The organism is Kangiella profundi (assembly GCF_002838765.1).
GTDB classification, from domain to species: domain Bacteria; phylum Pseudomonadota; class Gammaproteobacteria; order Enterobacterales; family Kangiellaceae; genus Kangiella; species Kangiella profundi.
On record NZ_CP025120.1, the window covers coordinates 2273396 to 2289545 of the forward strand.

Consider the following 16150-nt stretch of genomic DNA (forward strand, 5'->3'; position numbering starts at 1 on the left):
TCATGGCTCAGTTTTTTATTAACCGACCCATTTTTGCCTGGGTTATTGCATTACTTATTTTGCTTGGTGGTACGCTCGCGATCCAGCAGCTGCCAGTTATGTCATACCCGGACATTTCACCACCGCAAATTTCTGTAACCGCAACCTATCCGGGTGCTTCGGCGCAAGTCATTGAGGACACAGTCACCACTATCATCGAAGAAGAGATGAATGGTATCGAAGGTCTGAAATACATTAACTCTGAGAGCTCCCGTACCGGTACCGGCACCATTAATCTGACGTTTGATACAGGAACCGATATTGATATTGCCGGCGTAGAAGTACAGAACCGCCTCAAGCGTGTTGAAGCTCGATTACCCTCTTCTGTTCGCACCCAGGGTGTTGCAGTGGACAAAGCACGTCGAGACTTCCTGATGGTGGTTTCTCTCTATTCACCGAATGGCACCTACAACAGCACCGACCTTGGTGACTATCTTGACCGTGCGATTTTAAGTGACATTCGCCGTATTGATGGCGTCGGTAGTGCTCAGCAGTTTGGTTCACGTTATGCGATGCGCGTGTGGCTTGATCCGAAACAGATGGCCGCCTACGGCATAACGCCTTCGGAAGTGAATGCTGCGGTCAGTAGTCAAAATGCACAGTTGGCAACCGGTGAGCTGGGTTCTCTCCCTTCACCAGGCAATCAACAAATTAACGCTACGGTTCTGGTGCCAGCACAGTTATCGACAGTAGAAGAATTCGGTGACATTATTCTACGCTCTTCATCCCAGGGTGCAGTAGTTCGTCTCGAAGATGTAGCGACCATTGAGCGTGGTGCTAACAGTTACGGTTCACAGGCTTTCTTAAGTGGCCAAGATGCAGCGGCATTTGCGATTAAGTTAAGCAATACCGGTAATGCTCTGGCAACCGCAGAAGCGGTCAAAGCTAAAATGAAAGAGCTTGAGCAATTCTTTCCTGAGGATATGGCCTGGGTGGTCCCTTATGATGCTTCAATCTTTGTTGATGAGTCCATCAGTGAGGTAGTTAAAACACTTTTAGAGGCTGTCGTTCTCGTAACCGTAGTCATGTTCCTGTTTCTGCAAAGCTGGCGTGCCACGTTAATTCCCTTGATCGTGGTCCCAATCTCATTAATCGGTGCAGGCATAGGTCTACAGCTATTTGGTTTCTCAATTAACATGCTGACCATGTTCGCGATGGTACTGGCGATTGGTATTGTGGTCGATGACGCCATTATCGTGGTCGAAAACGTCAAACGCGTTATGGACGAAGAAGGCCTCAAACCATATCAAGCTACCAAAAAAGCCATGAAGCAAATCTCTGGCGCGATTATTGGTACTACCGCAGTATTGATCGCGGTATTTATTCCAATGGCCTTTTTCTCTGGCTCGGTAGGACGCATCTATCAGCAGTTCTCATTAACGATTGTTATCTCGGTAGCCATCTCAGCTTTCCTGTCATTGTCTTTAAGTCCAGCAATTGCGCAGGGCTTATTGAAGCTCGAAAAGCGTGATGAGGAAGGTAACAAGGTTAAAAAAGAATGGGCCTTTTTCCGCTGGTTCAACAGAGGTTTTGAGTCTTTTAAGAACTTCTACATGAACTCTGTGCAGAAAATGTTTAGCAAAAAAGGGATGCTAATAACCATGTCGGTGTTTGTACTGCTCTGTGGTTATGTCGTAGCGCGCTTTATATACATGCCAACCGCTTTTGTTCCATCAGAAGATCAGGGCTTTATTGTTTCTACGACCTTACTGCCACCCGGAGCCACACGTGAGCGAACACTGGAATTAACCCAGAAAACTGACGCCTGGTATCTTGAGCAGCCTGAGGTGGTTCGTGTAATTACAGTTGCCGGTTTCAGTTTCTTTGGAAGCGGCCAGAATACTGCCATTACTTTCGTCAATTTTAAGCCTTGGGATGAGCGGGAAGGCATGCGCAATGCAGATGAATTTGCAGCTGCGGCCAGTGCTGAATTCCAGAAGTTCTCAGAAGGTAACACTTTTGCGTTTAACATGCCGCCAATTCCAGGGTTGGGTAACAGTAATGGTTTTGACTTCCAGTTGCAGAACCGCGGCACTGGCGGTCAGGATGCACTGTTTGCAGCGGCATTCCAGATTATTGGTGCAGCACAACAGACCGGCAAATTCGCCGAAGTTCGTCCAGATACATTACCAGCAGCCCCAATGCTGACACTGGAAGTAGATCGGGTTAAGGCGCGAGCCATGGGTATTGATATCCCAACGCTGAATAGCACGTTGCAGATCGCGCTGGGGTCATCCTACGTCAATGACTATATTGATAATGGTAAAGTCCGTCAGGTCTGGGTGCAGGCAGATGCACAAACACGCTCTACCACCGAAGAAATCATGAGCCTGCAAGTTCGTAACCAACAGAGTGATCTAGTCAATCTGTCAGAAATTGCTACCGCATCCTGGGGCGAAGCTCCTGCCAAACTGACTCGCTACAATGGTCTGCCATCCTTACCACTAACCGGCTCGGGTGCAGAAGGTGTGAGTTCAGGTGTTGTCATGGATCTGATGGAGCAGTTCGCCGCAGGCCTGCCATCAGGCATTTCCTACGAATGGTCAGGACAATCGCTGGAAGAGAAAGTAGCAGGCAATCAGACCGCCCTGCTTTTCGCCTTGTCATTCCTGGTTGTTTTTCTGGTTCTGGCAGCACTATATGAGAGCTGGTCGGTACCAATGGCGGTGGTACTGATGGTACCACTTGGAATTCTGGGTTGTATTATAGGGATGGACATAAGAGGGATGCCTAACGACATTTATTTTAAAGTTGGCTTGATCACCATCATCGGTCTATCTGCAAAAAATGCTATCTTGATTGTAGAGTTTGCTCGTGAAGCACAATCCGATGGCAAATCGCCGTTAGAAGCCGTGATTGAAGCCTGCAAGATTCGTTTACGCCCAATCTTAATGACTTCACTAGCCTTTATCATGGGCGTTCTGCCAATGGCATTGGCGAGTGGTGCAGGTTCTGCCAGCCGTCAGGCAATTGGTACAGGTGTGGTCAGCGGTATGTTTGCCGCGGCAGTTTTCTCAATCTTCTTCGTTCCAGTATTCTACTTATTGGTGCGCAAGATTTTTCCTCGAAAACTAAAACATTATGAAATGGCTGCCAGAGGAATGGAGATTAATGATGATTAAAAGAAGTTTAACGCCTTTAGCGGCACTACTTGTGTTATCGGGCTGCATTTCAATGGCACCCGATAATGAGCGCCCTGAACTACCGGTGGCTCAAAACCTGTCCATATCCGAACAGCAGTCTCAGTCCACCGAGCAGGTTGTTTTACGTGAGTGGCAAAGTTTCTTCACCGACGAAAATGCAAAGAGTCTAATCGCACAGGCTTTGGAGCATAACCGCGATTTACGCATAGCGACCGCACGCGTGGCAGAGGTTAAAGGACGCTATCAGATCCAGTGGGAAGAGTTTGTACCAGGCTTCCGTGGTGAGGTCAGCCAGACTCGTGGACGTGATTTGTCGACGTTTACTGGTGGCAGCGTAATGTTCAACCGCTACGATGCATCGGTCGGACTGGTTTCTTATGAGCTGGATTTATTCGGCCGAATACGCTCCCTGAGCGACGCGGCTTTAAATCAGTTTTATGCTACAGAGCAGGCGCAGCGCTTCGTAAAAATTTCAGTCATTGCTGAAACCGCTAATGCCTACTATTCATGGCTTTCGGCCAAGCAAAACCTGAGCCTTGCAGAGCAGACTCTGCAAAGTCGCCAGGAAAGCCTTGATTTAATCCAGAAGCGAAAAGATAACGGTATCGCCAGTGATCTGGATTTGGCACAGGCGCAGGCAGCGTTGGCCCAAGTTTCAGCACGCAAGTCGCAACTTGAACGTCTGTATGCTGTGTCTAAAACCAATCTAGAACTATTGATTGGCACACCGCTGAGTCAAGTGTCATTAAGTGACAAGCAACAGATGCCTGAGCTCATGAGCTTGGAGTTGCCTAACAACATCAGCTCAAATGTTTTACTCAACCGGCCTGATGTGTTGGCCGCCGAACACCAATTGTATGCTGCAAACGGTAACATTGGTGCAGCACGAGCTGCTTATTTCCCCAGCTTGCGTTTAACTGGAGATTTTGGTTTTGCCAGCACCGAGCTTGATAACTTGTTTGATGGCGACTCAGAAACCTGGACCTTTATGCCGTCCATTTCTGTGCCCATTTTTGGTAATGCACTAAACGCGCAGCTTGATGTTGCCAAAGCACAAAAAGAGCAGATGGTGGCCAGCTATGAGCAAACCATTCAACAGGCTTTTGCCGAAGTGTATCAACTGATGGTAAATCGCAAGAGTTACGATGATGAGCTTAATGCCAATCTTGATTTGGTTAAAGCTCAAAAGCGTCGTCTCTACCTGGCCGAAGCCAAATACAAAGCAGGCCTTGCCAGTTATCTTGAAGTTCTGAGTGCACAGCAGGATCTATTTGCTGCTGAGCAAGCTAAGCTGGAAAGTGAACGCACCCGATTGGCTAACACAGTAACTCTGTATAAGGCGTTGGGTGGCGGCGATTCTGCCTATCAGTAAACCGATAATTGCTAAACCTGTAATACAAAAACGCCCGAAATCACTCGGGCGTTTTTTATTGGTTTAGTTGATGAGCGATTTACTTATCCCCCAACATAATCCCTATCCACTGCGTCTCTTTGTTGGCATCAAGGAAGATTTTGACGATGATAGTCAGTGGCACTGAAAGCAACATGCCAACCGGACCCAGGACCCAGCCCCAGAATAATAATGAAAGGAATACTACCAGGGTAGAAAGCCCCAGCCCCTTACCCATGAACTTAGGCTCAACAATATTACCAATCACAAAGTTAACCGCCAGATAGCCTGCTGCCGCGAGCAGGGGCGTGGTAAAACTGTCTGAAGTTAACCAAGCCAGCAATACCGCAGGAATAGCCGCAATGATTGAACCGATGTTAGGAATGAAGTTGAACATGAAAGCTATCAGGCCCCACAGGAAAGGATACTCCACCCCAATTAGCCATAACCACAAACTGATAATGGCACCAGTTAATAAACTAACCACAGACTTAATGGATGCATACTGTTTGATTTTGGTAATGACTTCACCCAGACCAAGATGGGCTTTGCTTTCCACATCAGGGAAAGCTCGACGCATTTTGTCTCCAAAAATACTCGCTTCCATCAACAGGAAAATAGATGTCAGGATAATGAGGAAGGTATTGCTCAGCACGCTCCCTAATCCATTTAATATTGAAGCAGACAGATTCATCATAACACCTGGTGAAAAACGATCAGCCAGCGGTGTCTGCGGTACTTCTATGCCGTGCCCAGCGAGCCACACAACAAGCCCCTCGAACTTGGCCCGTAACATCATTTCATAACGAGGAAGATTACTGGAAAACTGCTCTACTGAATTACCGACCAGTGTTCCGATCATAAAGAAGAACAGGCTCATTATGACCACCACCAAAATGATGGCCAGCCAGTCTGGCATATCTTTTTTGATTACCGGTAATTTTGCATTTGCAAAGAAGAAGTAAAGCGGCCCCAAAATAATTGCCACAAATAATGACAAGATCACAGGTACCACAAAGCTACTGGCGGATTTTAATCCCGCAATAATTAAAAAAGTTGCGGCAATGGCAACCAGTGCGTTTGTGACTCTCGGTGTTTCTGCAGACATGATATTCCCTTTTTTGTTATCTCTTTGATTTAAGGCTGTTTTAGTTTATAACATCTTACAAGACTTTTTCTAATGCCAATCAGGTTTTATGGCGCAGACTGCAACAAAACAGTTTATTGATATTGGGGTTAATCTGACGAGTAATCGCTTCGACAAGGATCGACAGCAAGTCCTCGAGCGAGCCCATGACGCGGGGGTAGAGTCAGTCATTATCACTGGCACCAATGCCCGCGAGAGCCAACAGGCATTGGCTATGGCTGAACGCTATGATTGCTATAGTACCGCTGGTTGCCATCCTCATGACGCTGAGCGGATGACATCTAGTGATTTTAAACTGATTCAATCGCTTCACTCGCAAGACAGAGTCGTCGCCATTGGTGAGTGCGGACTTGATTTTAACCGCAATTTTTCTACTCCAGACAGTCAGATCCGGGTATTGCATCAACACTTAGAGCTTGCCTGTGAACTGCAGAAGCCTGTATTTCTTCATGAACGTGACGCCAGCGACACTATGTTGGAATTATTACTTAAATACAAACAGCAGCTTCCACCAGCCGTCATTCATTGCTTCACAGGCTCCCAGGATGCTCTTGAGCACTATTTGGAGCTAGGCCTATACATTGGTATCACAGGCTGGATATGCGACGAGAGACGCGGACAGGAGCTTGCCGACATGGTTCATCTGATACCAGATGACAGGCTAATGATTGAAACCGATGCACCCTGGCTGACACCAAGAGATTTACGGCCGAAACCAAAAGATGGCCGCAACGAACCCATGTTTTTGCCGCATGTGGCACAAAAGGTAGCGGACTGCCGACAACAGTCATTGGAACATATTGCCGAAATCACCTATCGAAATTCACAAACTTTTTTCAATTTGCCAAATTAGAACAGGAACAATAAGAGGGATAATAAGTGGCCAACCAGTTTTCATTATTTAAAAAGCGATTCTTTTCATCTTACTTTGTCACACAAGCGTTGGGGGCACTAAATGATAATGTTTATAAAAGCGCTTTATTGATTTTTATAGCCTATCAAGCTTCTGAAGAGCTTAATTTAAATTCAGACATGCTCAATAATATTGCCGCCGGACTCTTTATCCTTCCATTCTTTCTATTTTCAGCAACCGCGGGACAAATTGCAGAAAAGTTTGAAAAGTCAGCGCTCATACGAAAAATTAAACTGTTAGAAATTTGCATAATGACTTGTGCCGTTATTGGCTTTTACCTGAATAATATCTGGTTTCTATTATTGGTTTTATTTCTGATGGGTTTCCAGTCCAGTTTATTTGGCCCAATTAAATACAGTATTCTTCCCCAACACCTTGATGATAGTGAGTTACTCGGTGGTAATGGCCTGGTTGAGATGGGAACATTCCTATCAATTATTATTGGTACCGTTATTGGTGGCATTTTAATTGGACGTGGAGACATTGGCGTTCAAGTTTTATCAGGTTTGTTGTTGGCTATTTCAATTACAGGCTACATGGCCAGCAGTAGGATACCTGTCACACCCTCTACGCAATCAGATCTAAAAATTAACTGGAACCCGATTACCCAGACCTGGAAAACATTTAAATTCGCCCGTCGTCAGAAAGTGGTTTTTCTATCCATCCTTGGCGTGTCCTGGTTCTGGTTTTATGGCGCAGTTTTTCTTACTCAAATACCAAACTTCACTAAAGTCAGTTTAAACGGCAATGATCTGGTAGCAACAATGATCCTAGCGACATTCTCTGTTGGGATCGGTTTAGGCTCGGTGCTATGTGAATTCTTATCAGGTCGAAAAGTAGAACTGGGGCTTGTACCATTTGGCGCAATCGGCATGACTTGGTTTGCTATTGATATTTTTCTTGCTAACCCACACAGCACTTTCACAGGAGCCTTGTCTCCCGCCGATTACCTAAGCCAGGAAGGTGCCATTAGAACCTTAATTAATTGTGCCTTCGTTGGTATTTTTGGTGGTTTTTATATTGTTCCTCTGTACGCTTTAATTCAGGAGCGCTGCGAACGTTCACACCTGTCACGAGTAATAGCGGGTAACAATATTCTAAATGCCCTTTTCATGGTAATTGCTGCGGTGCTAGGCGCAGTATTGCTCGGCAATGGAATGACCATTCCTCAGTTCTTTTTATTGGTTGCAATTCTCAATGCTCTGGTCGCCATCTATATTTTCACTCTGGTCCCTGAGTTTTTGATGCGCTTTCTGGTCTGGATCCTTATTCACACCATTTATCGAGTTAAAAAGAAAGGCTTAGACAATATCCCAGACGAAGGTGCGCAGGTACTGGTTTGCAATCATGTCAGCTATGTCGATGCGTTGATCATTGCGGGAAGTATTCGCCGCCCCGTCCGCTTTGTTATGTATCATAAAATTTTCAAGATACCTGTGTTAAGCTTTATTTTCAGGACGGCAAAAGCGATCCCAATCGCTGGTGCCAATGAAGACAAAGAGCTACTTAACAAGGCCATGTATCAAATTTCTGAAGCTCTTGAAAATGGTGAAGTGGTTTGTATCTTCCCCGAAGGTAAGCTGACAACAGATGGTGAAATGAATGTCTTCAAATCTGGTATCGAGAGAATCATTGAAACAACTCCTGTGCCCGTGATTCCGATGGCGTTGCAAGGTCTCTGGCAGAGTCTATTCAGTCGTAAAAAAGTCAATAAGATTATTGACCGTTTAAAACGTATCCGAACCAAGGTAACATTAATCATTGGCAAACCTATTGCTCCTGAGAATATATCGAAAGAATATTTGCAGGATAGAGTGGCGGAGCTTCGGGACAACAAGCCGTAACAGGAAAAGTGCAGTATGAAAGTTTTAAAGTATGGTTTTATTTTTATCGGCACTCTATTTATGGTGCTGGTAGCAATTGGCATTTTCAAAAGAAACTTCGAAAGTAATTCGAGTGTAACCATTGATGCTCCTGTCGAGCAGGTTTTTGCGGTTTATAATAACCCGCTGTTACTGAATCATTGGGTAGCGGAATTCCATTCTATTGAGAACATCAGCGGTTCTTTAAATGAAGTTGGTAGCCAATGGCAAATGAATTACCAATCTGCTGAAGGAACTCCGATTAAAATGCAGCACACTCTGACCTCCTATATTGCAAATCAGCAGGTGGGTTATGACTACTCAAATGAATGGCTAACTGGGACAACACTAGTCACCTTTGAGGGCAGTGACAATGAATCAACTATCGTAACAATGAACCAGCAGTATTCAGGGAAAGGCATTGTACAAAATGCTATCTTGTTTTTGATTCAGGGAAGTATTGAAGAGGTGAATCAATCCAACTTAGAGCAGCTCAAGAAACTGATTGAATCGACCCACCCTGACAAGCTTCAAGATGATGATGAAATTGTACTTTAAATCTTTAACTGAAAAGTAACTGGTCCATCATTAATCAGATGGACTTTCATGGCAGCTCCAAATTGGCCTGATTCGACTTTGTCATAATGTGCTCTGGCCTGACCTACCACATATTCGAACAGCTCTTTACCCACTTGTGGAGGAGCTGCGGAAGAGAAGCTTGGCCGTAAACCGCTTTGTGTATCAGCAGCAAGAGTAAATTGCGGCACGAGCAACAGTCCACCTTTCACATCCTGTAATGACAGATTCATCTTATCCTGCTCGTCGCTGAATACTCGGTACTTCAAAATTCGTTGCAATAATTTATCAGCAACTGCCTGGTCGTCGTTTTTTTCAACACCGAGCAAAACCATTAGCCCTTGATCAATTTCACCAATAGTTTTGCCTTCTACAACGACTTTTGATTCCAGCACACGCTGTAACAATGCAATCATCGATTATTACTCGTCCTTATCTTCTTCTTGATTGCTTTGATCTTCGTAAATCATTTCGTCATCATCGACACGCTCTATAATTACAGTTCCATCCTGCCCCGGACGCTCTTCAAGATTCATGTCTTCCTTAACCGTTGCATAGGCAAGCTTAATACATTTGGATTGCGAATCAGCAGTAAACTCCTTACCACTCATACACTTGTCAAACTCATATTGCAAAGCTTCCTCAACAGTTGAATCAAGCATCTGAGCACGATCAGGTGGACCGCCAAACAGGTTACTTAAAGCTTTGGCAGCGTCCACACCTTGTGAAGTCGTACAGGCTGACAAAGTTGTCAGAGTAGCGCAAAGCGCTGCAATCTTAATCTGATTCATAAAAGACCTTTTTGTAATTTATTGCTTATATGATTGATATCACTGCAATTGGTTGCAACTATTTTTCATAGATACAAAAAGTGTAACGATTTTATTAACTTATTGCTAACTCATTCACTCGAATTGATAATTTGGTGATATAAAAAAAACCGCTACCTGTTAACCAGATAGCGGCTTTTTAAAGCTCTTATAGACTTAAGATGCTTTTGGAGGTCGACTCGCACGCTTACGATCCGATTCTGTAAGATGCTTCTTACGCAAACGAATACTATTAGGCGTTACTTCGACCAGTTCATCATCGTTGATAAATTCTAATGCCTGCTCTAGAGTCAACTTAACCGGCGGTGTTAGAACCTGAGCTTCGTCTGTTCCAGAAGCACGAACGTTGGTAAGCTGCTTGCCTTTCAGACAATTAACCGTCAAGTCATTTGAGCGACTGTGAATACCAACGATCTGCCCTTCATAAACTTCATCACCGTGCTTTGCAAACAGACGGCCACGCTCTTGAAGGTTAAACAAGGCGTTGGTCAGTGCTTTACCGGTCATGTTGGCAATCAACACACCACTTGCTCTTTGACCAATGTCACCGCCTTTGTGTGGGCCGTAATGATCAAATGTGTGGTACATCAGGCCAGAACCCGACGTTAGCGTCATAAACTCGGTCTGAAAGCCAATCAGCCCACGGCTAGGCATCATAAAATCTAAACGAACACGGCCTTTTCCATCAGGAGACATGTTTGTAAGCTCCGCTTTACGCGTGCCCATACGCTCCATGACACTACCCTGATGCTCTTCTTCCACATCAATAGTGACTGTTTCATAAGGCTCCTGCAGCTTGCCATCAATCACCTTCAAGATAACTTCAGGACGAGATACCGCCAGCTCATAGCCCTCTCGGCGCATATTCTCAATCAAGATACCAAGATGAAGTTCACCGCGACCAGAAACACGGAACTTATCCGGATCGTCAGTTTCCTCAACTCGCAAGGCCACATTATGAACAAGCTCCTGTTGCAAACGTTCAAGGATATTACGTGAAGTAACATACTTGCCTTCTTTACCAGCAAAAGGAGAGGTGTTGACCTGAAAAGTCATGGTTACTGTTGGCTCATCCACTGACAATGGCGGTAGAGCTTCAACGGTATTTTGATCACAGATAGTATCTGAAATCTTTAGTTCACCCAATCCGGTGATCGCAATAATGTCACCAGCGTCAGCTGAATCGACTTCATGGCGTTCAAGACCCAGATAACCTAATACCTGACCAACTTTACCATTACGCTTGCTTCCATCAGCGCTGACAATTGTTACCTGTTGGTTTTGCTTAACAGAACCGCGTTTTACTCGACCGACACCAATAACACCTACATAAGAATTATAGTCCAGCTGAGAGATCTGCATCTGGAAGCCGCCTTCAGCATTTGCCGGTGGTGGTGCAACATTGTTGACGATAGCTTCAAACAATGGTTGCATATTCTCGCCAACCGTATCCGCATCACGGCTAGCCCAGCCATTCAGGGCAGAAGCATAAACTACCTCAAAGTCCAGCTGTTCGTCAGTAGCGCCTAAGTTATCAAACAGGTCAAAAACCTGATCCATAACCCAGTCAGGACGCGCACCAGGTTTATCAATTTTATTGATAACCAGAATTGGTTTAAGGCCTTGCGCAAATGCTTTTTGAGTCACAAAACGAGTCTGAGGCATCGGACCTTCAGCCGCATCAACCAACAGTAGAACAGAATCTACCATCGACATAACACGCTCTACTTCACCACCGAAATCAGCGTGTCCAGGGGTGTCAACGATGTTAATACGGTAATCATTCCATTTGATGGCGGTATTTTTTGCCAAAATAGTAATGCCACGCTCTTTTTCAAGATCGTTTGAATCCATTACACGCTCTTGAGGGCCAGCGCGTTCGCCCAAGGTGCCCGATTGCTCCAACAGCTTGTCAACTAGAGTTGTTTTGCCGTGGTCAACGTGGGCAATAATCGCAATATTGCGTAACTTATCGATCATAAATTTCTCAAAGGTGAAAAAATGGCGCATATTCTATACTAGATAGCGCCATTCGCACAGAAAATAGTCAATTTAATTTCAGGTATGATGAGAGTACGAAAGATTATCTATAGATATCAGCTAGATAGGAAGTTTTTCGTAAAGCTCGATTAAGTTCAGGAAACTGTCAGCTCTATTGGCTTGCACAGGTAATACGATTTCTACCGTTATTCTTGCTTTGGTATAACAGTTCATCGGCTTTTGAGACCAAGTGATGATATCCAATATTAAAATCGTTCTCCAGGCTGTAGACGCCTATGCTAATGGTCAGGTTGACGAAATTGCCATTAGCGGGAACTCTGTGTCCAGCAATTTTCTTCCTAAATTCCTCAAGCATTCTACAATGTTTATCGATGTTTCCCCCTGATAGAAAAACAACAAATTCTTCACCACCATATCGGGCCACAAAGTCAGTTTCCCTTTGGAAGTGCTCCTTTAATTCCTTGGCTATCATAACTAGGCAGTTATCACCGACCGAATGTCCCCAGGTATCATTGACTACCTTAAAGTGATCAACATCTAAAATAGCAAACGTTAATGGCGTTTTGTTACGGCAACTCAACTTAAAAATTTCATACACAGATTTCTCAAAACCACGTCGGTTAAATATTTTGGTTAAGTCATCTTCAACACTCATCTTTTCTAGTTTCTCATTCATTTCAACTAGCTCTGATGTTTTTATTTCGACTTCTCTTTTTAAACTTTCCTGATATTCAAGCGTGAGATACTGAGCCTCTTTAAGCTGCTCTCTGACTGACTCGATTTCAAGGCTGGTTTGGATATTACTAGCAGAGTCCTGAATAGGTCTGTGAGCAGCAAAATTTCTAACAAGATTTTCCAGTGGCTTAGTTATTTGTTTTGAGAAACGACGAGTAACAGCAAGTGACAGAATGGCAATGAAAAGCAAGATAATGGTCAGGCGTAAAAAATTATGACCGTATGAGCCTATCAGAATAGAAGGTTCGGCCAGAGCAACCACCCGCCATCCATAACCCGTTGTAGCGGCGTGATATAGGTACTGTTTACCTTTTAACTCAAATATTCTCATTCTATTGGTAAACGTAGGACTTATATCGACTATTTCAAAGTGATCCAACGTATTTAAGTTAAGTTCCGGAGAAGAATAAATAATATTTTTATTTTGATCCTTGATGATAATATGCCCATCGGAAACAGACATGCTTTCTTCTATGTTCTCAAACTTTGGAATATTTAAAGACCCTTCTACTATTCCAAGAAACTGATTGTTTTCATTCAGTATAGGCACACTTATTGCAATTATTGGGTCATCACCAAAACCTCGACCTTGAAACACTTCAGAGACATATGCTCTTAATTCTGTTTTGGGGACTTTGAAGTAATCTCTATCAATTACTTTTCTTTTTTCTTCAGTTTCAGATTTAATATTGTTATAAAATTCCGCAGGAGAACCACTAATAATCAATCCAGATTGGTTTGCAATCAGCATTGTTATAAAACCGTTGTATATCTGATTCCATTTATTAAGCATCACGTCCCGTTCAACGTCTGTAAGATCATTCTGCAGAACCACTGCCTCGAGACTTCTTAGAGAATTTAAATGGTAATCAACATAGTTTGTTAGGTAACTTACATAATGCTCTGTACGCGTTTTCAGTACATTTTCCATCTGTTTTTCAGTATTGTCTGCCGCAGAGTCTGACAAGAACAAAGATATAATTAGAGCTGGTAGCGAAATACTATTCAGGGACAACTCAAAAACTCGATCCGATAACTTCGGAGCTTCAGGCTCCGCAGCTGCCGAAAACAATCTCAACGGAATAAAGGGTTTCAAAAGCGCAGCGATTGATACGATCAAGACCCCATTAACAGCCTGCTTTAGTAAGATTACCTGTATAAAGTCTCCAGATGTCACATCATAAATATACTTAATTGTTAAATAGGTAATAGGTATACCCAGTATCACCCAGAAAATAACATCGGCTAGCAGTAACAAGACTCCTTTTCTAAGAAAGGCATTTAAAACGAAAATTTCAAGAATGGCTGATACAAAAAAAGTGTAATTTCCTGTTTCGTATACAAGACCCGTCGATGTGATTATGGATGCGAAAACTGCTGGATAAAAACCTCGGGTTATTAAACAGATAATGACAAATACTTCGCCAAGGTGGAGACTAAGGTTTCCGTATAACGGGATAATAAACCAGAGATTGGTTATTAAACCAAGTAGCCCATAAACTCCTCCTAACAAAAGAGCCTTTTCATTAAATGTTCTTGGTGCCGCCTGATCCAATGATTATTCCTTAGTTATTTTTTCTACTGTTGATCTGCAGATAACTGATTTCTTCCTGATGTTTTACTTTTATATAATAACTTATCAGCATTTGAAACCAGTTTATCATAAGTAATATTTAAATCGTCTTTGACGCTATATGCCCCAATACTGACAGTTATCGATATTATTTTATCTTCGTAGTAGATTTCATGGTTTGCAATATTCAATCTAAGTTCTTCCAGCATCTGTCTATGAATATTAATATCGCCCCCTGCAATAAACACTACAAATTCTTCACCGCCATAGCGTGCAACAAAATCTGAATCTCTTTTAAATCGCTTTTTCATTTCTTCGGCAACCATGATTATGCATTGATCACCCGCAGCATGCCCCCACTGGTCATTGACATTTTTGAAGTGATCAATATCAAGAATAGCCATAGTAACAGGGGTAGCATGTCGAATTGAAACAGCGAAGGCATTTTTTACATTCTGGTCGAAACCTCTTCGATTATAAATTTGTGTCAACTCATCCTGCACACTGACTAATGCCAGTTTTTCATTGGCTTCCAGGAGTTCTTTAGTTTTTTCTTCGACTTGCTCCTGCAACGTTTTCTGATACTCCAGCATAAAGTGCTGCGCTTGCTGTAACTGCTCTCTTACGGATTCAATTTCTGCACTACTATAGATAGAACGAGCTTTTCTAGGTATAGGTTCGTTTGATGAAAAGTGTTTCACTATGGTTTCGAGCGGTCTAGTAATCTGTTTTGAGAATTTTTGAACTACTAATAAAACAATGGAGGCAATAATCAACAAACTGACGATTAGATTATAAAAGTCATTTTTATAGGCATCTATTAATGTGTCTGGTGAGCTCAGTGTATATATTTTCCAACCACTGTCAGTAACCCTATTTTTAAACAAGAAAAAACCTTCACTTAGTTTAAGTAGCGGTAACTCATCTGTGTACACCTGATCTATTTTTTCAGGAACGAACTCTGATAAAGGTTCAAGGTTTAATATTTCAGAAGCATACACAAGTTTATTCTTTGCATCGGTCACAATGACGAATACACTAAAGCCACTAGTACCAGATCCAAACTTTTCGAAATTAGCCAAGTTTAAAGTTGCCTGCACAATACCTGCAAATTGGTCATCTTCAAAATAAGGCGCACTGATTGCCACAATGGGGTCATTTCCATAACCCCTGGCCTGGAATACATCGGATATGTAATGTGTATTACGTGAATAAGGGACCTGATAATATAACCGGTCGTCAACCATCTTTTCTGATCTGGAAAGACCCCGCAATGTATCTTCAAATTCTTGCGGAGCTCCATGAATAACATACCCAATTTCATCTGTGATAAGCATCGAAAAGACATCCGGATACTGGTTGTGAGCATCCAACAAAAACTCTAGTTTCTCTTTATCATTGAACGGCTGCCAGCTAAAGGTATTGGCTAAATTATCAACCATTCTTTGGTGATGAGTTAAATGGTTTCTTGTTATTTCAGTGTAGTGATCAGCCTGAACACCTAACAATTCACTGGCCTGCTGTTCTGCTATCTTGGCAGAATTATTTGATAGAATTAACGTGATTATTAGTGATGGTAGCAGGATGCTTATCATCGATAACTCGAATATTCGATAGGATAATTTTGGTAGCTGTAGCTGAATATCAAGTCTATGCCATTTACTTGGCAAGAATGGTCTCAATAACGAAGCAGCTGACACTACCAATACGCCATTTAATAGCTGCTTAAGCATGATGACCTGTATGAAGTCACTTGAGCTTATCCCGTAGAAATAAATGACAAACACATAGGTAATTGGGATACCTATAACAAGCCAATAGGCAACGTCTGCAACTAGAAGTACCCAGCCTCTTCTACTCAATGCGTAAAGTACCAGTATTTCAATTAGAGAATTGACGAAAAATGCAGGGTTATGGGTTTCAACATAAAGCCCAATAGAG

Annotated in this window: 11 protein-coding genes; 5 read left to right on the top strand and 6 right to left on the bottom strand. The window is 43.1% G+C overall.

Annotation, left to right across the window (positions count from 1 at the left end; all coding sequences use genetic code 11):
- Nucleotides 1-2 precede the first annotated feature (2 nt).
- Nucleotides 3-3161, top strand: coding sequence for a multidrug efflux RND transporter permease subunit (locus CW740_RS10605; RefSeq protein ID WP_106647469.1), 3159 nt, complete (start codon nucleotides 3-5; stop codon nucleotides 3159-3161).
- Nucleotides 3151-4554, top strand: coding sequence for an efflux transporter outer membrane subunit (locus tag CW740_RS10610; protein WP_227523853.1), 1404 nt, complete (start codon nucleotides 3151-3153; stop codon nucleotides 4552-4554). Before CW740_RS10605 ends, CW740_RS10610 begins: the two co-directional genes overlap by 11 nt.
- A gap of 79 nt (nucleotides 4555-4633) precedes the next feature.
- On the opposite strand, the gene CW740_RS10615 is transcribed toward CW740_RS10610, so the two are convergent.
- A complete protein-coding gene (locus CW740_RS10615; RefSeq protein ID WP_106647471.1) occupies nucleotides 4634-5680 on the bottom strand; it encodes an AI-2E family transporter in 1047 nt (348 codons plus the stop codon).
- Between the two features lie 88 nt (nucleotides 5681-5768).
- On the opposite strand from CW740_RS10615, the gene CW740_RS10620 reads away from it, so the two are divergent.
- The 3 genes from CW740_RS10620 to CW740_RS10630 are packed head-to-tail and all read left to right on the top strand — an operon-like array spanning nucleotide 5769 to nucleotide 9052.
- On the top strand, nucleotides 5769-6572 hold the full coding sequence (locus CW740_RS10620) for a TatD family hydrolase (RefSeq protein WP_106647472.1): 804 nt from the start codon (nucleotides 5769-5771) through the stop codon (nucleotides 6570-6572).
- A 26-nt stretch (nucleotides 6573-6598) separates the two neighbouring features.
- Nucleotides 6599-8476 carry an MFS transporter gene (locus CW740_RS10625; protein ID WP_106647473.1) on the top strand — a complete coding sequence of 626 codons (1878 nt, stop codon included), beginning with the start codon at nucleotides 6599-6601 and terminating at the stop codon, nucleotides 8474-8476.
- A 15-nt stretch (nucleotides 8477-8491) separates the two neighbouring features.
- A complete protein-coding gene (locus tag CW740_RS10630; protein WP_106647474.1) occupies nucleotides 8492-9052 on the top strand; it encodes an SRPBCC family protein in 561 nt (186 codons plus the stop codon).
- On the opposite strand, the gene dtd is transcribed toward CW740_RS10630, so the two are convergent.
- From dtd to CW740_RS10655, 5 genes are all read right to left on the bottom strand, one after another.
- On the bottom strand, nucleotides 9049-9486 hold the full coding sequence (gene dtd, locus CW740_RS10635; protein ID WP_106647475.1) for a D-aminoacyl-tRNA deacylase: 438 nt from the start codon (nucleotides 9484-9486) through the stop codon (nucleotides 9049-9051). The two genes, CW740_RS10630 and dtd, sit on opposite strands and share 4 nt — an antisense overlap.
- A gap of 6 nt (nucleotides 9487-9492) precedes the next feature.
- Nucleotides 9493-9861, bottom strand: coding sequence for a hypothetical protein (locus CW740_RS10640; protein ID WP_106647476.1), 369 nt, complete (start codon nucleotides 9859-9861; stop codon nucleotides 9493-9495).
- A 195-nt stretch (nucleotides 9862-10056) separates the two neighbouring features.
- The gene (gene typA / locus CW740_RS10645; protein WP_106648169.1) at nucleotides 10057-11880 is read right to left on the bottom strand and encodes a translational GTPase TypA; all 1824 of its coding nucleotides are present in this window, start codon (nucleotides 11878-11880) and stop codon (nucleotides 10057-10059) included.
- A gap of 172 nt (nucleotides 11881-12052) precedes the next feature.
- Nucleotides 12053-14191, bottom strand: a complete 2139-nt coding sequence (locus CW740_RS10650) for a sensor domain-containing diguanylate cyclase (protein ID WP_106647477.1) — start codon at nucleotides 14189-14191, stop codon at nucleotides 12053-12055.
- A 23-nt stretch (nucleotides 14192-14214) separates the two neighbouring features.
- Nucleotides 14215-16071 (bottom strand): sensor domain-containing diguanylate cyclase, encoded by a 1857-nt coding sequence (locus CW740_RS10655; RefSeq protein ID WP_227523854.1) that lies wholly within the window; start codon nucleotides 16069-16071, stop codon nucleotides 14215-14217.
- Nucleotides 16072-16150: the final 79 nt, after the last annotated feature.

Bases quoted from the DNA above. Each gene is read 5' to 3' on its own strand.
- CW740_RS10630 (WP_106647474.1), top strand. From the start codon at position 8,492: ATGAAAGTTTTAAAGTATGGTTTTATTTTTATCGGCACTCTATTTATG.
- CW740_RS10620 (WP_106647472.1), top strand. From the start codon at position 5,769: ATGGCGCAGACTGCAACAAAACAGTTTATTGATATTGGGGTTAATCTG.
- CW740_RS10605 (WP_106647469.1), top strand. From the start codon at position 3: ATGGCTCAGTTTTTTATTAACCGACCCATTTTTGCCTGGGTTATTGCA.
- CW740_RS10615 (WP_106647471.1), bottom strand. From the start codon at position 5,680: ATGTCTGCAGAAACACCGAGAGTCACAAACGCACTGGTTGCCATTGCC.
- CW740_RS10640 (WP_106647476.1), bottom strand. From the start codon at position 9,861: ATGAATCAGATTAAGATTGCAGCGCTTTGCGCTACTCTGACAACTTTG.
- CW740_RS10610 (WP_227523853.1), top strand. From the start codon at position 3,151: ATGATGATTAAAAGAAGTTTAACGCCTTTAGCGGCACTACTTGTGTTA.
- dtd (WP_106647475.1), bottom strand. From the start codon at position 9,486: ATGATTGCATTGTTACAGCGTGTGCTGGAATCAAAAGTCGTTGTAGAA.
- typA (WP_106648169.1), bottom strand. From the start codon at position 11,880: ATGATCGATAAGTTACGCAATATTGCGATTATTGCCCACGTTGACCAC.